Here is a 20,953-nt window from a genome sequence, read left to right on the forward strand (position 1 = left end):
TGAAAGGATGGCGCATGGGTAATCTCGCCTGGAAACTGTTCGCGGCCTTCTTCGTGAGTATCATCTTGTTGTTTCTCATCCTACCCACACTGATAATCGTCCCAATGTCGTTCAGCCAGACGGATTACCTGCAATTCCCGCCGCAAGGTCTGTCGTTAAGATGGTACGCTGCATATTTCGGCGACCCTGACTGGATGGCTTCAACATGGTTCAGTCTGAAAATCGCCTTGGCGACAGCCCTGACTTCCACCGTTGTGGGAACCATGGCGTCTCTCGCTTTTGTTAGAGGCGAGCTACCCTTCAAAGGGGTTTTCCAGGTACTGACGATCGGCCCGATGATTGTTCCGCATATTGTTCTGGGTGTCGCCCTCTATCTGGTTTTTGCACCGCATCAATTGACCGGAACCTTTTCGGGATTTCTGGTCAGTCACACAGTCCTGTCGGTTCCATTCGTGATGATTACCGTAGTAGCGGCTCTACAGCGCTTCGACCCAGCATTGGAGCTTGCGGCCCTGAATTGCGGAGCAGGACGTGGCAGAGCGTTCTTCCACATCACGTTGCCGATGATCGCCCCAAGTATCGGCGCCGGATTTGTCTTCGCCTTTCTGGCCTCTTTCGATGAGGCCACCGTGGCGTTCTTCATTTCGGATATCAACGGCAAGACGATCGGTAGAAAGATGTTTGAAGACATTGACTTTAATCTGACACCGACCATTGCAGCCGCCTCCACTGTGGTCGTCCTGGTGTCGATGTGCCTCATCGCATTGTCGTTCGCGCTTACACGCTGCAAACAAAACTGAAAAACGGGGAAACAATCATGATAATTCATAAAGTGACCGAATTCGTCTGCAGATCCATGACTGTCACGGCGATAACCCTTGCGATAAGTGCGCACGCCGGTGCGACATCGGCCAATGAGGTCGTTATCGCATCGACCGGAGGTGCTTACGATCGCGCCCTAAAAGAAGCCTGGTTCGATCCTTTTACTGAGCAGACGGGCATTCGCGTAAGAATGGTATCAGCAACCAATTCGGAAATGCGGGCGAAAGCCTCAGCAATGGTCAAGGCCGGAAACGTTTCCTGGGATCTTTATCTTGATGGAGAAATCCAGTCGGAATCCGAGGCTCATCGACTTGTAACCGAAGACCTGAGCGAGTTTTGTAAAGCATTCGCTGACCGGCCTGATTTGCCCGAGAATGCGTGTGCGCCGGGCGGTGCTTTGCTCCAGTCGACCGCAACGTTGCTCGTCTACCGGAAAGAAAAGGAAGGTCGACGGGAGCCGCGGACTTGGGCTGATATGTGGAATGTATCCGAGTTTCCAGGAGGCAGGGCATTCCCGAATTTTGACGATCCCTGGCGCGTGCTGGCCGCCGCACTACTTGCTGACGGTGTGAAACGCGATGAACTTTTCCCACTCGATGTTGATCGAGCATTCAAGAAACTGGACGAAATCCGTCCAGCCGTCTCGTTATGGTGGAAGAGCGGAGATCAAAGTGTCCAGGGGTTTCGCAACAACGAATATGCGCTCGGCCAAATCTGGCTTACCCGTGCACGTGCTCTGCAAGCTGAGGGGCGCCCAATCGGTTGGTCCTATGAAGCATCGTTCTTGGTTGGCGATCGCATTGCGCTAGTGAAGGGAGCGCCAAATCGGGAAAATGCACTCAAACTCATAGCTTTCTGGCTCGAGAATCCGATCGCCCAGGCAAAGGCTTGCGATGTCTTGGCCTGTACACCTCCGAGTACGGAAGCGATTGCAATGATGTCCGATGAAACCAGGAGTTTCATGCCGACAGCAATACAAGTTCGAGACACCGTCGTGGTTCCAGATGCCAAATGGATCAACGAGAATGCCAGGGTGTTACTGCAAAGATGGAACATGTGGGTTCGAGGTTGAACATCGCGAAAGTATGCAAACAGACGCCGGACCGTGTAGTTCCGGCGTCGTAATTTCGTCGAAACGTGCTGAACTGACCGCAAACGTGAAGCTCCAGCGGTGCTGGAAACATCTCCCGAGTTACAAGCACCTGTGGAGCGTAACCTTAAAGGTTAGATGACCCGGTAGTCGGCGGACTCGTAGCCAAGGACGCATGCCGTGCAATATACTCGATCCGAATTTTGATGTAACAAAAATATGATAATAACTCTCGATAATAGACTTTCAAACTTATTTTGGTTGACCAATGTGCAATTTTTATTAAAATTTATCGCACTTGTAAAAACTTTGTCGCAACATTTATCTCATCGGAGAAAATTGATCGTGAATCTCAACGTACCGATCTGCACAGAGAACCCACAGAGCTACCTCATACTAAGTCACATTCTCAGTGTCGGCGGTTACGTGCCAAGCCTCATGGACCTGCAAGCTTCATCGAACTTCGCAACGGAAGCAATTCCATATGCGATATTGTTTGATACAAGCGAGAACACGGAGCCCATTTTTGATGTCTGTGCTACCATCAAACAAAACCCCGCCACCAGAGATATAATTCTCGTAGCGCTGACTAAACCCTGTAATTCGACGAATTTTCTTGATTTTTTACAGGCTGGATTTGACGAAATTTTCCCTCATCCATTCGTGCCCGAGCGGGTTCTGTCCTTTTTACACGAACGGGAATCCATGCCACTGGAACGCAAGACACTGACGTCTGATCGTCGTGAACGTGTCCATATCGGCGATCTAAATATCCTGCCAGACGAAAGAATCCTGAGACTTGGGAGTCTGGAAATAAGGTTAACGCCCACCGAGTTTCGAATTCTGCGAGGGTTCATTGCCGCACCAGGACAGGTAATGAAGCGGGAGCAAATCATCAAGATCGGTTGGCCCGCGCATCACTATGTCCAACTGCGAACGGTGGACGTACATGTCGGCAATCTAAGGCGTCAGCTATGGAAATTGACCGGAAAGAACCTTATCCGAACAGTACATACGACAGGATATGCGTTCGAATTTTCACAATAAACTTATGAATGATAATAATGTAAATATTGTAATTAATATAAACTATAATTCTTCTTAACTGCTTTGTTGCGAATAATATTTCTTCCAGCTTTCATACTGGCACCACAATGGAGGATGTGATGCCAAGAATTCCGTTTGATTCATCTCAACGTCTATCTGGAACGGGTACTCGCAATACTGCGAAGTTGATCGATATTGCAGGCTCTCATTTCGAAGCGGCTCACCTTCAAGGTGTTATGGCGCTTTACGCGGTCCCGAGAGAAAGGCGCCAGGTCCAGTTACTCGGTCGCAACGACAATGTCATTGATTTCGTCCGGTGTTCCTATCTCGGGCTGGACAATCACCCACGTATCGTCGGGGGAGCCATTGAAGCAGTTCGACAAAACGGTAGCCTACATTGGTCCTGCGCGCGGACAAGGCTGAACTTCGCACAGCTTGGCGAACTCGAAGAGGCGCTTTCGCAGCTCTTCGAAGCCCGTTCAATTACCTATACGACCGTTCTGGCCGCTAACATGAGCGCACTTCCATTGGTTGCTTCTGGTCATCTGACTGGCGGTATAAAGCCAACGATGGTTTTCGATCGGTTTGCTCACGCGACCCTTGCCTACCACAAGAAAACAATGGCCGATGAAACCGCCGTTCAAACGATACCGCACAACGACTATGAAGCACTCGAGGACATCTGCAAAAAGAACCGAAACGTCGCATACATTTGCGATGGCGTGTACTCTATGGGAGGCGGCGCGCGCATCGATGAATTGAAACAGCTGCAAGAAAAATACGACTTGTTCTTGTACATTGACGATGCACATGGAGTATCCATTGTCGGTAAGGAAGGGCAGGGTTATGCGAGATCCCAATTCGATAACCTGGGAGACCGAACCATAATCGTCACATCGTTGGGCAAAGGATTTGGAGCATCTGGCGGGTTGCTGATGCTGGGAACCGCCCATCAGGAAAGTTTGTTTCGCCGTTATGCAATTGCACACGCATTCTCGGCATCACTCAATACAGCAGCTATTGGTGCAGCGTTGGCTTCAGCTGAAATCCATCGATCTCCAGAGCTTGGGCAACGACAAGCCGCGTTGCAGGACAATATCGCACTTTTTGACAGACTGATGCCCACAGCCCAATCGGGATCCACGCTGCCGATCCGCATTATCCGTATCGGCGATGAAATGACATCAATTGGGTGTGCTCAGGAACTTCTGAAACATAAATTCTACGCTTCAGCAATTTTCTTCCCAACGGTAGCCAGGGGAGAAGCAGGATTGCGTGTCTCTCTCACCGCCAGCCATCAGGCGGATGAGATCGAGAGTTTTTGTAGCGCAGTCAAAGAGCTCCTGGTCGACAACGGCTAGCCCCAACTGCCTCGGTTCCGCACAGAAGGGTTTCGATAGCCATCGCGTTATCAAGTCTCGTTCGCTCCGCGACGTCTCACTTGCATGACGATCAGCAGTAACTGATCGATATGTTGGTTTAGTGAGGGCGACTGCAGAGGTGCAAGCAGTTCAGCGACCGTAATGGAGAAAGGTGCTCTGTGCGTCGGAACGTGAAAAACTCAGGCCCTATGATGAAAAATCTTACGTATAAACACCGTGCTGAAGCGTTCGTCCTCGTTTCGAACCCCGATGAGGCAGGCAAATTTCTACACACCGAATTCAGTGCACAATTTGTGTCGATCGACATTATTGGTCGTGAGAGCGTCATCGGTTTTGGCGACGGTTACGCGTTTCTGCGACCCTTCACAAATGGCCTTCACCTTCGGGTGGAGGCGGCGGACTTTGTTACTTTCGTTGGAATACGATCTCTCCTCACTATCGGCCTCACTCTCAGCAAAAGGGGACCACAGGTGGGGTTTGACTGGATTTTTGAGAAGGAAGCGCGTTCAAGTGAGATGATCGACGCACTGTGAGCGGCTGTCGCTCATCGGTCACATAAAGGAAGCCCTTCCGATTTGTCAGCGTTCCGATTGGCGATCCCCTATTGCCCTGCGTTGAGAGCTTCATCGAGAAATCCGTTCCCTCTTGCTTCGACAGGAGTAATCAAAGATAGGCCCTTCAAATGGATAGTCGGGACCAAAATTCATTTAACTTATAATATGATTATAAGTTAAATTACTCTGCGCCGGTGGAGCGGATATGCTCGAATACGTTGCGTGCGAATTCAAACTGTCTCGCCGTTCCCCGACCCATCGAATTGCGCCCAAGCGTCTCGGTGAGGATGCCACGTTGCACCAGTTGTTCGACCGTTTCGATAACGCCGCCGCGCGTCAATCCGGTAATTTTCATTATAGATGAAAGGGTTAGTGGCTCATGAGCCTGATGCATCATGTACAGTACATTCAGCATCCCGATTTGTTTGATACGCGATTGCGGCGATTCATCTTCAATCGGTTTTTCCAGAATTTCCCGAAGGCCAAAAAGAGCCAGCGCCTGGTTTTGCCATCGTTCGCTTAAATTGCTTGCCATTTTTTTAACTATCGATTATTTGCATAGTAATGGAGTTGAGGCGAAACGTGTTCTGACAACTTGCCCAACAACAATAGGAGGATAGGAGGCATGAGCAACTTTCTCTTTCGTGGTGCCATCGCAGTTTTCGGACTCGGTGCATTATATCTCGGTTCCAGTCAAAACGCTCGTGCCGATGACTGGGGTTGTAAAGTTATCTTGTGCTTATCCAATCCCGGTGGGGCCACGCAATATGCACAATGCCGTCCACCGGTGCAAAAGCTATGGTGGTGGCTTGCCAGAGGCAAGTCGTTTCCAACCTGCAGCAGCGCAGGGTTTGAGAGCTCACGTCCTCGCTACGAACCGTATTATTGTAATGACGGTTATCGCCTTACCGTTTCTTACGCTGATCGCAGACGCGTAGTGTCTTGCGTCTCCACTTCGGCACAGGCTGTAAACAGCAGCCTGTGCAAACATCGCAGCGAACAGCTTCGCAATGACGATAGCCTGTTCGTTGATGCCAAATGGCAGTACGAAAAAGGCTACCGTCAGTGTATGGGCCATAAAACTGCTCGACCTCTTGTTCGCGAAAAACCTAACTACATTGATGTTACGATCGACGGTGTCGGCAAGCAGAGGGTGTGGTTCTAGTCATGCCCGTATGGTTTGTCGATCTTGCCCACAATTGCGCGCCGTCCGTTGCTACCGAAACGCTTGCCGGTATTGTCAGCCTCGAAAGCCGTTTCGAACCATTTAACATCCGCATCAATAGCGGCCCCCCTTTAAAGCAGCAGCCGGCCTCAAAAGCCGAGGCGATAGAAGTCGCCGCTGCCCTGGTCGCCGGGCATCAGGACATTCAGCTTGGTCTCGCGGGATTAGGTCTTGATGACCTCAGTAGGCTCAACCTCACGATCGCCGAAGCTTTCGATCCGTGCCTCAATCTGAAAGCGACCGCGACACTGCTTGACAGCACCTATCGTCGGGCCGTCCAGGCGGGTGCCGATGAAACCGAGGCCGGGAAGATCATGCTTCAGTCATTTTACGGTGGCGGAGATATCTCTGCCGGTTCATCCGCCGAATATGACAGCCAGGTTCAACGTGAGATCGAACGGCTAAAATCAACGAGCGCGACGTTGAGTGTCGGCAGCAGTCAAGATGGACAGCGCGAAGAATGGGCCGCTGCGACATCAAACGCTGTCGCAGAGAATCTCGGCCGGAAGGCCACCTCCGACGCCACCGCGCCTTCCTGGGATGTCTTCAAGTCCAGGCGTCAGTCGTCGGTCCTCGTTTTCCAGAACCAGCGTGGAGAAGAATAAAATGACCTATGGTTACCGTATGCGCTCGATTGCAACGTCCGCCATTATGACGACCATAATTTTCGCAACCCTGGTCGAACCGGCCTTCGCCCAGGCCGCAGGCATCGAGTCCATCCTTCAGAACATCGTCGATCTCCTCACAGGCAATATCTTCAAGTTGATCGCGACCATCGCGGTCATACTGATCGCAGTCGCCTGGATGTTCGGTTACATGGACCTCCGTCGGGCTGGCTACTGGATCATCGGAATCGGCGTGATTGCCGGTTCTTCCGAGCTTGTCAGCACGATTGTCGGGAGTTGAGGCAATGTCGATCTCAAAGCCTGTGCTTGAGGAAGATACACTGTTCATCGCCTGTACCCGACCTGCCATGTTCGCAGGTGTCACCATGGAAGCCATGGGCATGAACGTCATCGCAACGACGATTTTCTATCTCGCAGCCGGTTCTGTCGTCTATGCGCTCGTAGGTGTGGTTTTTCATTGCATCTTCCGTGCGCTCGTCAGGCACGATCACAACATGTTTCGTATCGCCGTAGCCTGGGTCGAGACGCGTGGCCGGTCGCGAAACACCTCCCTGTGGGGTGGTGGCTCGATCACGCCGCTCAGACTCTCCCGCCGCTTCGACGAAAGGGATCTCGGTCTTGCCTGATACCGCAATCTTCAAGTCCCGGGAGCTCGGTCCCGAAACCTTCATTCCTTACGTGCGTCACGTCGATGAAACGACAATCGCCTTGAACTCGCGTTCGCTCATGGTGATGATTGCACTTGAAGGCGTTTCGTTCGAAACCGCAGATGTTCTGGATATCAACGCTCTGCACCGCGATATAAACACGCTCTACAAGAACATTTCCGATGAGCGGCTCGCACTATGGACCCATCTGATCCGTCGGCGTGACAAGACCTATCCCGACGGACGGTTTAATGCGAAATTCTCCGCTCAACTCAACGAAAATTATCGCCAGCGAATGGTGAGCGAAGATCTTTTTCGAAACGATCTATATCTGACGGTCGTCTGGTCACCCCTGCGCGATCCTGCCGAAAAAGCAGCAAACCTGCTTTCGCGTCTCATCCGTGCGCGCAACGGCGATATCGAATTCGACCACGAGGCACTGAAACAACTCCGCGACAAGGTGGTCGACATAACAGCAGGATTGAAACGCTTCGAGCCGCGAGTGTTATCGCTATACGATGCCGATGGCCTGCTTTTTTCCGAACCGTGCGAGGTCTTGCATCAACTCGTCGGCGGACGAAGGGAGCCGGTCCCGCTCACAGAGGGACGCATTGCCTCGGCGATCTATTCTGATCGTGTTATTTTCGGTCGGGAGACAATCGAAATCCGGCACGAGGCTGAAAGCCGCTTTACCGGGATGCTGAGCTTCAAGGAATACCCCGCTACCACGAAGCCGGGCATGTTGGATGCTGTCCTGATTAGCCCCTTCGAACTGATTTTGTCGCAATCCTTTTCCTTCGTCTCCAAGGCCGACGCCCGTACAATTATGGGGCGCAAGCAAAACCAGATGCTCAGCAGCAGTGACAAGGCTGCTTCGCAGATCGAAGAGCTCGACGACGCCATGGACGATCTGGAATCCAACCGTTTTGTTCTCGGCGAGCATCATCTGACACTGGCAGCGTTTGCCTCGTCAGTAAAAGAACTGAGCGACCACCTCGCAAAAGCGCGCGCAAGCCTCACCAATGGCGGTGCTGTTGTTGCGCGCGAAGACCTTGGTCTTGAAGCTGCGTGGTGGTCTCAACTCCCCGGCAATTTCAGATATCGCGCGCGCTCCGGTGCAATCAGCTCGCGGAATTTCGCAGCATTGTCGCCGTTCCATTCCTATCCAGGAGGCCAGAAGGACGACAACGAATGGGGCGCTGCCGTCGCGCTCCTCAAAACTGCATCCGGTTCGCCATACTATTTCAATTTCCATTACGGTGATCTTGGCAACGCTTTCATTTGCGGGCCATCGGGCGCGGGCAAGACCGTGTTGCTCAATTTCATGCTGTCCCAGCTTGAAAAGCACGATCCGCACGTGATCTTTTTTGACAAGGACCGCGGCGCCGATCTCTACATCCGAGCTGCTGGTGGCACCTATCATCCGCTTAAAAACGGGAAGCCCACCGGTTGTGCGCCACTTAAGGCACTCGACCTGACGCCAGAAAACAAGATCTTCCTCGCAGACTGGATTGGAAAGCTGGTGGGGCAGTTGTCTGTCACCGAACTGCGCGACATTGCCACCGCCATCGATGGGTTAGCGGATCTTCCGGTGGCACAACGTACGATCGGTGCACTCCGGACTTTCCTCGACAATACGAACCCCGAGGGCATTGCTGCCCGGCTGCGCCGATGGGAAAAGGAAGGGCCTCTTGGATGGGTCTTCGACAATGCCAATGAGGAAACCGGTTTGGCAGAATTTGGGGCTGGTGGAAAACTGCTCGGATATGACATGACCGACTTCCTCGATAATGAGGAAATCCGCTCGCCCTTGATGGCTTATCTTTTCTACCGCGTGGAGCAACTCATCGACGGTAGGCGCATTGTCATCGTCATTGACGAGTTCTGGAAGGCTTTACAGGATGTCGCCTTCCTCGACCTTGCACAAAACAAGCTCAAGACGATCCGCAAGCAAAATGGCCTCATGCTGTTTGCGACGCAAAGTCCTCGAGACGCAATCAACTCATCGATCGCTCACACCATCATAGAGCAGTGCCCAACGCAAATTTTTCTTCCGAACGCACGCGGAAGCCATTCCGACTATGTCGACGGTTTCAAACTGACAGAACGTGAATACGAGCTGATCGCACGCGAACTCAGCATCGAAAGCCGCCGCTTCGTTCTCAAACAAGGTCATAACAGCGTCGTCGCCGAATTGAACCTCAACGGCTTTGACGATGAACTCGCCATTCTTTCCGGTCGGACTGCCAATGTCGAACTTGCAGATGCAATTCGAAGTGAAGTCGGCGACGGGCTTGAAAACTGGATGCCCCTTTTCCAGAAACGAAGGAGTGCAAGCTGATGATTGCGGATAAAATTCGGTGTGTGGCCATTGTTGCGGCGCTGATCTTCTCAGCCGGGACTGCGAGTGGTGAAGGAATTCCTGTCATCGACAGAACATCAATCCTCAAGCACATGGAGAGTATCGCGCAACTGAAATCGCAACTCGATGCGCTCCATCAGCAGATCGAGCAGGCGCAGCAACTTTATGGTTCGCTCAACAAACTGACCGACATGGCCGATGTTGCCAGCGTTCTTAACGATCCGGTCATTCGCAAGGCGCTGCCTCCAGATTTCGCAGCCATTGAAAGCTTGTTCAAGGGCGATGGATCAGGCGTGATCGGACAGTCTGCCTCAAGGTTTCTGGAGGGCAATTCGAACTTTCGCACCGACGCCGACGATTACTACGCAAAGGAGCTATCGCGCATTCAGAACAGTAATGCCGGGCAGATGAGTATCGGTCAGCAGATCTACGACGTAGCTACCAAACGCATCGACGGGATCGATGAGTTGCGAGAGAGAATATCTTCGGCCGGCGATGCCAAGGAAATCGCTGATCTCCAGGCGCGGCTTCAGGCGGAACAGGCTTTTCTCCAGACGGATGTGCTCCGAATGGAGGGGCTGCAAATGGTGCAACGCGCGCAGACACAGGTTGATGAACAGCGCAAAGCGGAAGACTGGCGCAAACGTATGGATTCGATGAAGGCTGCATTGCAATGAAACGGCTTGTTTCGATCGCTGTCCTTGTCTGCCTGACCGGGTGCTCAGAAGAGAAGGATCCAACCTTTCCCGTTGAGACGTTGATGGCGGACGAGACGCTGCTCAATCGCATCCTGGCCGAATGCCGCAATGATCCGGGCCATCTGCGCGGCACGCCAGGTTGTGTGAACGCCGAAGCGGCCGACGGAAAACGAAGGCTGCGCAAGATGCGCGAAACGTTGGGGAATTGATGCGATGTATCAGGTGTTCGACTTTATCGACGGGCAGTTCAAACAACCACTGGAAACGTTCGTTTCGGATGGAACGTCGAACATCGCACAATGGATAACAGGCCCGTTGACCGTTGCCGTCACCCTATACATCGTGCTTTATGGTTATCTGGTACTGCGGGGTTCGGTTAGCGAGCCGATCCTCGAATTTGTGTTTCGGGCGATCAAGCTCGCGATTATCGTAACGCTGGTCAAGAACGCCGGCGATTACCAGACCTACGTCACGAATGTTTTCTTTAATGTACTCCCGCATGAAATTGCCGGGGCGCTCAACTCCGGCACGGCTCCAGACTCCAGCACTTTTGACAGTCTTCTGGACAAGGGACAGGCGTCCGCCACCGACATCTGGTCGCGCGCTTCCTGGCCCATCGATATCGTTACAGGCGTTGCAGGAATATTGGTCATCGCGGTGAGCTTTCTGGTTGCGGGCATTGGCTATGTCGTCTCACTTTATGCGCGTCTGGCATTGGCAATCATACTGGCGATCGGGCCAATCTTCGTTGCATTGGCACTGTTTCAGTCGACCCGGCGTTTCACTGAGGCCTGGATCGGCCAACTCGTCAATTTCGTCATTCTGCAAGTCCTCGTCGTTGCGGTGGGTTCGTTACTGATCTCGTGTATCGATTCCACCTTTACTGCCATCAACGCCTATTCCGACGTCCTCATGCGTCCGATTGCCCTTTGCGCAATCGGGATCGCCGCGCTCTACGTCTTCTATCAACTCCCCGGCATTGCATCCGCCCTCGCTTCGGGTGGCGCATCACTTGCTTACGGTTACGGCGCGGCGCGTGATGCTCATGAGGGTATGCTTGCGCGCAGCACCAGAAGTACCGGGCGCGCCCTTAAACGCACTGTTCGTCTAGTGGGCCGAACGGTTGGCCCCAGAGGTACGAACACATGACTTTATCGAAAGAAGAGGTCTTTTCCGATGAACAGATTTTTCTGGTCCATTGCGCTGGCCGCATTGCTTGGCGGCTGCGCATCGTTGAACTATCCCTTGCCGAAGTGCGATGGCCAGACCCGCCGTCCGCTCAATCGCGCTATGTGGGAATGGGATGAAAACCGAAACCTGAAACCCCATCGCCAGGATACAAGATCATCAATGTCAGCATTGCCTTACGTTGAGCAGGGCAAAGAACCTGCGGCGTTTGCCCATCTCGATATCGCTGCATCGCATCGTTCTTGCGCGGGGTGAGGAGATGGTTACGACTGAAAGCCTCAAATCCTACTTCGAAAAAGCGCGCCGTTTTGACCAGGAGCGGATGATCCAGATAGAGCGATCGAACCGATTGGCCTGGTCTATCGCGTTGGCAGCAAGTCTGGTTGCGGTCGTCTCGATCCTTGCAGTCGCTGCGTTGACACCATTGAAAACGGTGGAGCCTTTCGTTGTTCGTGTCGACAATTCGACCGGTATCGTCGATGTGGTTTCGGCGCTGACTTCGACCGCCGGGACTTACGATGAAGCGGTGACAAAATATTTTGCCGCGAGATATGTTCGTGCCCGAGAAGGTTATGTCTGGAGTGAGGCACAGACAAATTTCAGGACTGTCGCGCTCCTCTCTACGCAAGCGGAACAGGATCGCTTTGCGAGCCACTATCGCGGTAGCAATCCGGATTCGCCGCAAGTCATCTATGGGCGTGCGGCGACGACCAAAATCAGGATCGCTTCAATCTCGCTTATAAATCAGAACGTAGCGTCCGTGCGTTATATGCGCACCGTCACTCGAGGTGACGAAGTCCGGACGACACACTGGATCGCAAGCCTGACCTATGCCTACGCCAATGCACCCATGTCCTCCACGGATCGTCTTGTGAACCCGCTTGGCTTTGCGGTTAGCGAATATCGTTCGGATCCGGAGGCGATCAATTGATAAGACAGACAGTCCTTTTATCTGCACTGTTTTCAGGAGCCGCCTTTCCGGGGCATGCACTCGAGATTCCGCACAGTGCCTCGCAGGATAGCCGCGTCCGCTTCGTCAATTATCAGCCCTTCAACATCACCAGGATCGTTGGTTCGTTACGATCCTCTGTTCAGGTTGAGTTTGCTGCAGACGAAGAGATCGCCCATGTCGCGCTTGGCAACAGTGTCGCCTGGGAAGTTGCACCAGCCGGCAATATTCTGTTTCTAAAGCCGCGCGAAAAACAGCCGGTCACCAACATTTCCGTTGTAACGACCAGACGCGACGGTTCCACTCGCAGCTACCAGATGGAATTGACCGCGCGTGACGGGACCGTCGAGGTTGGTCAGAACACCTATTTCTATTTGAAATTCCGGTATCCCGCAGATGAAGCAAACGCGCGACGACAGCAAGCTGCAGCACGTGCACGCGCTGCACAGGCGGAGGAAGCTGACGATGTGCTGGCCCTCCATGAAGCCTATGGGCCTCGTAACTGGCGTTATTCGGCGCAGGGGTCCCAGTCGCTCGAACCGCAAAGCGTCTACGATAACGGCAAGATCACGACTTTCGCTTTCGTGGGCAACCAGGAAATGCCGGCAATCTATATCGAAAACCCGGATGGCTCAGAAAGCCTGGTGTCGAAATCCGTCGACGGCAATCTAGTCATGGTTCACGCGATCAGCAGTAAGTTCATCCTGCGCCGCGGCAAGGACGTTTTGTGTGTCTTCAACGAAGCCTACAGCCGCGTCGGCATCAATCCGGATACCAACACCACGTCGCCCTCCGTAGAACGTGTAGTGAGATCCGATCCCGCGGAACAATAAAGGGGGAAACATGGCAGACGAAGAAGAAGCCCGTATCCCCGGAGAGCGCACCGAGACGATCACCGATCAGCGCATCGACAGCAATCCGGCTGTCAAACGCGGCGCAATCGCACTCGCAGTAGTGGCGTTTATCGCCTTTGCCATATGGTCTACTTCCGGAAAGGACAACAAGGATCAACGCACCTACCCTGAGCGTGTGATCATTCGCCAAACCAACGCTTTTGAGCCAGCAAAGGAGAAGGTGGAGCCAGTTGCGCCTGTGCCTGCGCCAAAGACGGTGCTTCCAATACCCACGTTGGAGCCTGTTCCGGAAATAGAAGACAAGCTGCTCGATTCCGCACGTCGGGCACCCGTTCTGGCCTATAGCCGGGAACAGGATAAGTCACCAGTACGGCAATCCGGTGACAATCCGGCACAATCGATAGATGGTAACTTCTTGCCGCTCGATAGCAACGCGATGAGCCAGGGACAGGTGAGCAACGATGAGCAACGGTTCGATAGTCTATTGCGACCGACACGTCTTGAAGGCGCACGCGCAGGAACGCTTGGCAATCGGAATTTCATCGTCGCGATGGGAAACTCCATTCCTTGCGTGCTCGAAACCGCACTCGCATCCGATCAACCAGGTTTCACGAGTTGCGTCATTGACAGAGACGTCCTCTCCGACAATGGCAGGGTGGTATTGATGAAGAAGGGGACGCAGGTCGTTGGAGAGTACCGCGCAGGGCTTCAGCGCGGCCAGAAACGATTGCTCGTTTTGTGGAATAGAGCGAAGACGCCCGAAGGTGTGATCATCACGCTGGCATCTCCCGCGACCGACGCGCTTGGACGCTCTGGTTTCGATGGCCACGTCGATAGGCATTGGTGGGAACGCTTCGGAAGTGCGCTGCTTTTGTCGATTGTGGGCGACGCAACCAGCTACGCCAGCAGTCGTTTGCAGAATAGCGGTGTCGAAGCGCAAGACACTATGAGCGCCGGTCAGCAAGCAGCGGCAATCGCAGTCGAGAAGTCGATCGATATTCCCCCAACGCTAAACAAGCACCAAGGCGAGATCGTCTCCATCTTCGTGGCTCGTGATCTCGATTTTTCGGATGTTTATCGCCTTCGCATTACCGAACCGAAGAACCGTATCTTCGATCGGGCTGTTTTGGGTGATTTCAAACCGGAATCGAAAGTGGTGACGAAGTAAAGGTTGTAAAGTATGGACAGCACGAATGCGGCAGTCGTTCGCGAACTGTTGTCACCAATCGCGATCTTTCTCGAGGACAGGTCGCTTTATGAAGTGATCATCAATAAGCCTGGGCAGGTACTGACAGAAGGACCCGATGGATGGTGCTCCCATGATGCGCCGGGTCTGACCTTCGAAAGGCTTATGCGTCTTGCGAGGGCAGTTGCTACATTCTCGAACCAGTCTATCGATGAAAAGCGGCCAATTCTTTCGGCAACGCTTCCAGACGATGAACGCATTCAAATCGTCATACCGCCTGCAACCACGAATGCCACGGTCAGCATCACGATCCGCAAACCTTCATCTGTTGATTTCGCACTTGAGGACCTGGAGGACAACGGCTTCTTTTCCGAAGCGAGAAACACAGGCGCAGCCTGTCCAAGATCGGAAACCAAACTGGCGGAGTTATACCGCAACGGCGAATATAAGTTGTTTCTGCAGCACGCCGTCATTGCCCGTAAGAATGTCGTAATTTCCGGCGCTACGGGTTCTGCCAAAACAACCCTTGCAAAGGCCCTGATCAAACACATTCCAAACCATGAACGAGTGATTTCGATCGAGGACACACCAGAGCTGGTTATTCCTCAGCCCAACCATGTGCGTCTGTTCTATTCGAAGGGCGGACAGGGGTTATCCGGAGTCGGTCCCCGCGAGCTTCTGGAATCCTGTCTTCGCATGCGACCGGACCGTATTCTTCTGCAGGAACTGAGGGATGGCACAGCATTTCATTATATTCGAAACGTGAACTCGGGACATCCCGGCTCGATCACCACCGTTCATGCCGGATCGACACAACTCGCATTCGAGCAACTCGCCACCCTCGTCAAAGAATCGGAGGCGGGACGTGCTCTTGAGCGCGTCGAAGTGCTTTCGTCACTTAAGATTGCAATTGATATCGTGGTTCAATGCAGGCGAATTGACGGTTCTTTCAGGGCTACGGAGATTTACTTTCGCGACGAGTTGGAAAGCTAAGCCTGAAACTAAGGGTGTCGTCCTTCTTGCTCCAGCCACGATCAGCGCTCAATCACCGATTGACCAAGGAAGTCCAGAAATGCGGCAATGCTTCGCGGAAGGTTTCGTCCCTGCATGGTTACGATTTGCAGCACACTGGCTTTCATGGTCTCGTCAACTACAGGAATGGCAACGATGTTTTCCGGAAGGGTATTGTCCTTACTGCCGGCTGAGCTGGAAAACATAATCGTTTCCGCGGCGAAGGCAAATACCTTCAGTGTTGCCATCGAGTTGGTGGAGAAAACGGGATCCATTGCCAGTCCCTTGGTAGCCAGAGCGGTGTCGATGAGCTGACGCTGGGTTCGGCCCTTGTCAGGCATGGCCATTGGTTCTGTTGACAGATCTGCAAGTGTAACCTGTTTCCGCCGGGCCAGCGGATGGGAGCGTGGAATCAGGGCGTACATTGGCCTTCTGGCGATACGCTCGATTTTCACCCCGGCAGGTGCGGAATAACTGTAGGTGATGCCGATATCAGCGTTGCCTTCATTGACGCGTTCGCAAATTTCTGACGAGTTTCCCACCCACACATGAAAAAGAACTCCCGGAAACTGCGCACGAAAATCAGCAATGATACGCGCCAGGCGATCGACCGCGAAGCCCTCGTAAGTTGCGACACGCACTAGCCCGCGCTGCGGACCGCGCATTTCCCGCACGTCAGCCAAAGCGCGTTCGGTGTCCAATGCGATACGCCTGACATGTTTGACCAGCAGTTCGCCTGCCGGGCTCAAAACCATCCCGCGCGGTCGGCGTTCGAATAGTTCCACAGCGAGCTCGGTTTCCAGTCGCGATATCTGGCGGCTGATCGCTGAACCCGAGACGTTCATCTGTGCGGAGGCCTCGGTAATCGAGCCTGTTCGGGCTACTTCCAGAAAATAGCGCAAGGCGATGTGCTGCATAACGGACTTTCTGCTTTGCCGAAAAAGCAACGATATGAACTAATTTATGAAATTGTGGCATGCCTGTCGGCTTGATATCAAGCCTGAACTGAGGATCGGCGGCACTTAGCGCCCCGATTTTGCTTTCAGGGAGGTTTTAATGTCTGTTTTCACCAGTGATGCCATTGCTGATGCAACGGCAATTCGCCAACAATTGCACAGCAATCCCGAGCTCAAGTATGAGGAACACGCAACGAGCGATCTGGTCGCTGAATTCCTGAAACAGCGCGGCTATGAAGTCAAAACCGGTCTCGCCGAAACGGGCGTTCTTGCCATCCTTGATACAGGGCGTCCCGGTTCCTCAATCGGCTTTCGTGCCGATATGGATGCATTGCCTATCCAGGAAGAAACCGGTTTGACTTACGCTTCGAAGACACCCGGCAAAATGCATGCGTGCGGCCACGACGGACATACCGCTTCGCTGTTGTTGGCGGCGGACAGACTTGCGCGGCATCATGAGCATCTTTCTGGTCGGATTACGCTGTTGTTCCAGCCAGCAGAAGAAGGCGGCCTTGGGGCCGCACGCATGATCGAAGAAGGCGCGCTGGACCGGGTCGAGACCATTTATGGTTATCACAACCGGCCCGGTTACCCATTAGGGCGGGTCTTTGCCAAGGCCGGACCTGCGATGGGTGGAAGTTCGCTTTATGAGGTCACCATAACGGGTAAGGGTGGTCATGCTTCCCGCCCCGACCTGGCCATCGATCCGGTATTTATCGGAGCAGGAGTTATTCAATCGTTGCAAAGTGTCATTGCTCGACGCGTGTCACCGCTGGACTCAGGTGTCGTTACGGTTACCCAATTCCATGGCGGCAATAGTCACAACGTCATTCCAGGCCAGGCAACAATGATGATCAACACGCGCGATGGCTCGCCTGAGGCTGCAGCGACAATCGACAGGGAACTTCGCCGGGTCGTTGCGCAGACTTGCGAGGCCTATGGTGCAAGCGTCAGACTGGAACAGACAATGCGGATTCCGCCTGTTGTCAATGACAACGATGAAACGGACTTTACAATAAAGGTTGCTGTCGAGAGCTTCGGCGCTGAAAAAGCCGGTTTCATGCATCAATTGCCCACGATGGGTGCGGAAGATTTTGCATTCTATCTGGAAAAGATTCCCGGTTGCTTCTTCTTTGTCGGTAACGGTGAAGATAGCGCCTACCTCCACCATCCGCATTATAACTATCGCGACGAAATATTGCCGGTGGCAGCGGGCATGTTCGTCGCAATAGCCGAACAGCGCCTCAAAAAAAATCCTTGAAAAGCCGGCTTCAGGTCGCGGTTTAACCCCTCTGCTTGAAGCCATTCATCATGATGCCGACCCTGAGTCGTCGGGAGGAACCGCATTACAAGGTGCGGATCGGACAGTACAGGGCCTGGAAGGGAAGAATTAATATGCAACGTTTTTTCAATGCGATCGAACGGGCGGGCAATAAACTGCCGCATCCCGTCATCCTTTTCGCATCTCTTTGTGTTGTCGTCGCACTTTTATCATGGGTTCTGGCAATCTACGGCGTATCAGGAGTAAATCCGAAAACCGGCGCAAGTGTCACCGTCAAAAGCCTCGTGTCTGGCGAAGGACTGGTATTTGCTCTGACCACCGTGGCCAAGAATTTTGTGATGTTTCCACCACTCGGTGTGGTGCTCGTTATTATGCTTGCCATCGGAGTTGCGGACAAGACAGGTCTTATTGCTGCACTGATGCAGGTCAGCGTGATGAAAGCCCCCCGCTATCTGACTACATTCGTTATTTTTCTGGTTGGCATGTGCAGCCACGTTGCGTCTGATGCGGCCTATATTATCCTTATCCCGCTTTCAGCGATGATTTTCCAGGCAATGGGCCGGAATCCTCTGGTGGGTGCAGTGACAGGATATGTAGCTGTCGGAGCTGGCTATGATGCGAGCCTGCTGATCACGCCAGCAGACGTTATACTCTCAGGTATTACAACAAGTGCTGCACACACTGTCGATGCAAACGCATACGTATCGCCTATCGACAACTACTATTTCATTGCGTCCTCAGCGATCATACTTTCAATTGTTGGCGCATTCATTATCGAGCGAATTGTCGAACCTGTGGCTGGTACCTATCGTGGTAGTGTGGTGCTCGATGTTCATCCTGTCAGTGAACTGGAGCTGAAAGGGTTGAAGCGCGTTGGTTGGGCAACCCTGGCACTCATAGCCATTATAGTCGCAGCCGTAGTGCCAGCCGGATCTCCGCTTCGCAATGAAAATGGTGGACTGGTACCTTCACCATTCCTGGAAAGCGCAGTGGCTATTTTTGCCATATTCTTCCTCTTCCTCGGCTGGATCTATGGCCGGACTGTCGGTAAAATCAAAACGTCACAAGATGGCATAAACTTCATGGCAGAAGCAGTGAAGGAGCTTGCACCGACATTGGTTCTGTTCTTTGCCATTTCGCAGTTCCTTGCCTGGTTCAAGTGGACAAACCTGGGGGAGTGGATCGCCGTAGGCGGCTCTCACATGCTCGATGCCAGCGGATTTGGCGGCATCCCGCTTCTGGTATCGTTTGTCGTACTGGCTACCGTCATGAACCTGTTTATCACGTCGGGGTCTGCGCAATGGTCCTTGATGGCACCTATTTTCGTGCCGATGATGATGCTGGTTGGTTTCGAACCGGCACTCATTCAGGCAGCTTTCCGCATCGCTGACTCCTCTACCAATATCGTGACGCCGATGAGCCCCTATTTCGCGGTCTGCCTCGCATTCTTGCAGAGGTATCAAAAGGATGCGGGTATCGGAACGCTTGCGTCGATGACAATCCCCGTCGCACTCGGTTTTCTTGTCTCGTGGTTGTTGTTCCTTATCCTCTGGATGGAACTCGGTCTGCCGATCGCACCGGGCGTGGGGTTGTTTATCCAATAGCGAGTCGCCGGGCGTTCATCTGTAATGCCAGTAAATTGTCTGAACCAGAGCTCCCTGGCAACCGTCAGGGAGCCGTTGGGCATATACGCGGGATTTCAGGGTGGTACGACGATAGTAATCAGCTCTGGAGGAGCTGATTACAGTTTCTATCAGGTCGCGCCACGCCGCTATCGTCGGAAGCATATTGTTTTTTCCGTCACAAAACGGGTGAAGCAGAAGTACGCGACCGACACCAATAATTATGCTGCTTTATCCTCTACAAGACGGTCTCTTCCCCGCTGCTTGGCTTTATAAAGATTCGTATCTGCACGCGCGATTGCAGAGTTGAACGGTTCACCTTGTTCCAGCGTTGTTAAGCCAAAACTTGCGGTCAGATGGAGATGCGCAGATATATGAGGCCATTTTCGTGAAGCGAACTCCAGCCGCAATGCCTCAATTAGCGTGACTCCAATGTGCATGGAGGTTCCAGGTAACAAAATTGCAAATTCTTCACCACCCAAACGGGCCACGCAGCTTCCACGCCCTGCCCATTTTTGTAACAGCTGGGCGAAATCAACTATAATCATATCGCCGGCGTGATGGCCAAATCGATCGTTCACCATCTTGAAGTGATCAATGTCTGCCAGGACAATTGTCACTGGTTCGCGCGCTCCTTGGTCAAGGTGAACCGAACTTATAAATGCCTGCATACCTCTTCGGTTACGCACCTGGGTTAGAGGGTCGGTGTGAGCCAACTCACGATAATGATGAATTGCATCCACGCCAGCTGCGATGACAATCGCAAAGGTCGTCAAGACGCCGCCAAAAAGACCTGTATACTGAACCATGACCCCTGGAAATGAGTTGCTCCACGAGCCAATCGGGCCCTCAATATCGTTGGATGATAAGTAGAATATACATTGGAATATAATTGAAGAAGCAATGATAATGAATGCTGCTATAAATATCTTGTCAGAAGCCGTCTTCTTCAGCGACTTTACACGCCAAAGAGAAATTAATATCAGCGATGCTGTGCCTACAAGTATCGATAAAGTCTCTAGCCGTACGCTTTGGTAAAGTATCAGTGATAGGGCGGCTGTGCAGAGGAATAAGCCTGCAACGAGCCAATCCAGAGCTTGAACGTTACCAGGTTTGAAGCGTTCTGTAAGTGCTCGACAGCAAATGAGGACGCCAGTCAGGATCAGCGCGTCTTCCCACAGCGGTTTAATCGCCGAGAATGTTTCGGTACGGATAAGCATGAAGCCATAGCCGGTTCCAAGCAGGCAAAGTCCGACACCCCAACGGGTGGTCTGAACTCCAAACCGGCCTGCAACGATCAAACCAGTACCGCAAAAAAGGATCAATAACGGAACGGACCATTCCAACGAGGAATTGATCATTTAATGTGGCCTTCTTAGAATGCAGTCAGGTCGTATTGGCAGCGAAAAAGGAACGTATGGTCAAGAACCATGCATTGTTACGCTTCATCAG

Annotated in this window: 23 protein-coding genes; 20 read left to right on the forward strand and 3 right to left on the reverse strand. The window is 52.8% G+C overall.

The window, feature by feature from the left end; genetic code table 11:
* Nucleotides 1-14 precede the first annotated feature (14 nt).
* The 5 genes from OINT_RS12720 (at nucleotide 15) to OINT_RS12740 (ending at nucleotide 4,874) form a co-directional block, all read left to right on the forward strand.
* Nucleotides 15-800, forward strand: coding sequence for an ABC transporter permease (locus tag OINT_RS12720; RefSeq protein ID WP_006472027.1), 786 nt, complete (start codon nucleotides 15-17; stop codon nucleotides 798-800).
* A gap of 56 nt (nucleotides 801-856) precedes the next feature.
* Nucleotides 857-1,894 (forward strand): ABC transporter substrate-binding protein, encoded by a 1,038-nt coding sequence (locus OINT_RS12725; protein WP_050791035.1) that lies wholly within the window; start codon nucleotides 857-859, stop codon nucleotides 1,892-1,894.
* A gap of 363 nt (nucleotides 1,895-2,257) precedes the next feature.
* A complete protein-coding gene (locus OINT_RS12730) occupies nucleotides 2,258-2,959 on the forward strand; it encodes a winged helix-turn-helix domain-containing protein (protein WP_157796391.1) in 702 nt (233 codons plus the stop codon).
* Nucleotides 2,960-3,078: 119 nt separating this feature from the next.
* Complete coding sequence (locus OINT_RS12735; protein WP_006472030.1) at nucleotides 3,079-4,320, forward strand: 8-amino-7-oxononanoate synthase family protein; 1,242 nt, start codon at nucleotides 3,079-3,081, stop codon at nucleotides 4,318-4,320.
* Nucleotides 4,321-4,529: 209 nt separating this feature from the next.
* A complete protein-coding gene (locus tag OINT_RS12740; protein WP_006472031.1) occupies nucleotides 4,530-4,874 on the forward strand; it encodes a hypothetical protein in 345 nt (114 codons plus the stop codon).
* 202 nt (nucleotides 4,875-5,076) lie between these two features.
* On the opposite strand, the gene OINT_RS12745 is transcribed toward OINT_RS12740, so the two are convergent.
* Complete coding sequence (locus tag OINT_RS12745) at nucleotides 5,077-5,430, reverse strand: hypothetical protein (RefSeq protein WP_006468244.1); 354 nt, start codon at nucleotides 5,428-5,430, stop codon at nucleotides 5,077-5,079.
* Between the two features lie 90 nt (nucleotides 5,431-5,520).
* Between OINT_RS12745 and OINT_RS23855 the strand changes: the two genes are divergently transcribed.
* From OINT_RS23855 to virB11, 13 genes are read left to right on the forward strand one after another with little or no spacing between them, the layout of a single operon-like run.
* Nucleotides 5,521-6,060, forward strand: coding sequence for a hypothetical protein (locus tag OINT_RS23855; protein ID WP_075042411.1), 540 nt, complete (start codon nucleotides 5,521-5,523; stop codon nucleotides 6,058-6,060).
* A gap of 2 nt (nucleotides 6,061-6,062) precedes the next feature.
* Nucleotides 6,063-6,725, forward strand: coding sequence for a lytic transglycosylase domain-containing protein (locus tag OINT_RS12755; RefSeq protein WP_006472032.1), 663 nt, complete (start codon nucleotides 6,063-6,065; stop codon nucleotides 6,723-6,725).
* Nucleotide 6,726: 1 nt separating this feature from the next.
* Complete coding sequence (locus OINT_RS12760) at nucleotides 6,727-7,026, forward strand: TrbC/VirB2 family protein (RefSeq protein WP_006472033.1); 300 nt, start codon at nucleotides 6,727-6,729, stop codon at nucleotides 7,024-7,026.
* A 4-nt stretch (nucleotides 7,027-7,030) separates the two neighbouring features.
* Nucleotides 7,031-7,372: a VirB3 family type IV secretion system protein gene (locus OINT_RS12765; protein ID WP_006468248.1), complete on the forward strand. Its 342-nt coding sequence runs from the start codon at nucleotides 7,031-7,033 to the stop codon at nucleotides 7,370-7,372.
* On the forward strand, nucleotides 7,365-9,734 hold the full coding sequence (locus tag OINT_RS12770) for a VirB4 family type IV secretion/conjugal transfer ATPase (RefSeq protein WP_006468249.1): 2,370 nt from the start codon (nucleotides 7,365-7,367) through the stop codon (nucleotides 9,732-9,734). Before OINT_RS12765 ends, OINT_RS12770 begins: the two co-directional genes overlap by 8 nt.
* On the forward strand, nucleotides 9,734-10,432 hold the full coding sequence (gene virB5 / locus OINT_RS12775; RefSeq protein ID WP_006468250.1) for a P-type DNA transfer protein VirB5: 699 nt from the start codon (nucleotides 9,734-9,736) through the stop codon (nucleotides 10,430-10,432). Before OINT_RS12770 ends, virB5 begins: the two co-directional genes overlap by 1 nt.
* Nucleotides 10,429-10,662, forward strand: coding sequence for an EexN family lipoprotein (locus OINT_RS12780; protein WP_006468251.1), 234 nt, complete (start codon nucleotides 10,429-10,431; stop codon nucleotides 10,660-10,662). The genes virB5 and OINT_RS12780 overlap by 4 nt, the downstream gene beginning before the upstream one ends.
* A 4-nt stretch (nucleotides 10,663-10,666) precedes the next feature.
* A complete protein-coding gene (locus OINT_RS12785; RefSeq protein WP_006468252.1) occupies nucleotides 10,667-11,602 on the forward strand; it encodes a TrbL/VirB6 family protein in 936 nt (311 codons plus the stop codon).
* Nucleotides 11,603-11,629: 27 nt separating this feature from the next.
* Nucleotides 11,630-11,896: a hypothetical protein gene (locus OINT_RS12790; RefSeq protein ID WP_006468253.1), complete on the forward strand. Its 267-nt coding sequence runs from the start codon at nucleotides 11,630-11,632 to the stop codon at nucleotides 11,894-11,896.
* Nucleotides 11,897-11,900: 4 nt separating this feature from the next.
* Nucleotides 11,901-12,572 carry a VirB8 family type IV secretion system protein gene (locus OINT_RS12795; protein WP_006468254.1) on the forward strand — a complete coding sequence of 224 codons (672 nt, stop codon included), beginning with the start codon at nucleotides 11,901-11,903 and terminating at the stop codon, nucleotides 12,570-12,572.
* Nucleotides 12,569-13,423 (forward strand): P-type conjugative transfer protein VirB9, encoded by an 855-nt coding sequence (gene virB9 / locus OINT_RS12800; protein ID WP_006468255.1) that lies wholly within the window; start codon nucleotides 12,569-12,571, stop codon nucleotides 13,421-13,423. Before OINT_RS12795 ends, virB9 begins: the two co-directional genes overlap by 4 nt.
* 10 nt (nucleotides 13,424-13,433) lie before the next feature.
* Entirely contained in the window at nucleotides 13,434-14,612 is a 1,179-nt protein-coding gene (virB10, locus tag OINT_RS12805) for a type IV secretion system protein VirB10 (protein WP_006468256.1), read from the forward strand.
* A 12-nt stretch (nucleotides 14,613-14,624) separates the two neighbouring features.
* A complete protein-coding gene (virB11, locus tag OINT_RS12810) occupies nucleotides 14,625-15,623 on the forward strand; it encodes a P-type DNA transfer ATPase VirB11 (RefSeq protein ID WP_006468257.1) in 999 nt (332 codons plus the stop codon).
* A gap of 41 nt (nucleotides 15,624-15,664) precedes the next feature.
* Here virB11 and OINT_RS12815 read toward each other — a convergent pair whose 3' ends face one another.
* Complete coding sequence (locus tag OINT_RS12815; protein WP_021585419.1) at nucleotides 15,665-16,558, reverse strand: LysR family transcriptional regulator; 894 nt, start codon at nucleotides 16,556-16,558, stop codon at nucleotides 15,665-15,667.
* A 139-nt stretch (nucleotides 16,559-16,697) separates the two neighbouring features.
* Between OINT_RS12815 and OINT_RS12820 the strand changes: the two genes are divergently transcribed.
* Nucleotides 16,698-17,858, forward strand: coding sequence for a M20 metallopeptidase family protein (locus OINT_RS12820; protein WP_006468259.1), 1,161 nt, complete (start codon nucleotides 16,698-16,700; stop codon nucleotides 17,856-17,858).
* A 134-nt stretch (nucleotides 17,859-17,992) separates the two neighbouring features.
* Entirely contained in the window at nucleotides 17,993-19,483 is a 1,491-nt protein-coding gene (locus tag OINT_RS12825; protein ID WP_006472036.1) for an AbgT family transporter, read from the forward strand.
* Nucleotides 19,484-19,722: 239 nt separating this feature from the next.
* Here the strand turns inward: OINT_RS12825 and OINT_RS12830 are convergent, their stop codons facing one another.
* Complete coding sequence (locus tag OINT_RS12830; protein ID WP_006468261.1) at nucleotides 19,723-20,862, reverse strand: GGDEF domain-containing protein; 1,140 nt, start codon at nucleotides 20,860-20,862, stop codon at nucleotides 19,723-19,725.
* Between the last annotated feature and the right edge of the window lie 91 nt (nucleotides 20,863-20,953).

This window comes from Brucella intermedia LMG 3301 (assembly GCF_000182645.1).
GTDB classification, from domain to species: Bacteria; Pseudomonadota; Alphaproteobacteria; order Rhizobiales; family Rhizobiaceae; genus Brucella; species Brucella intermedia.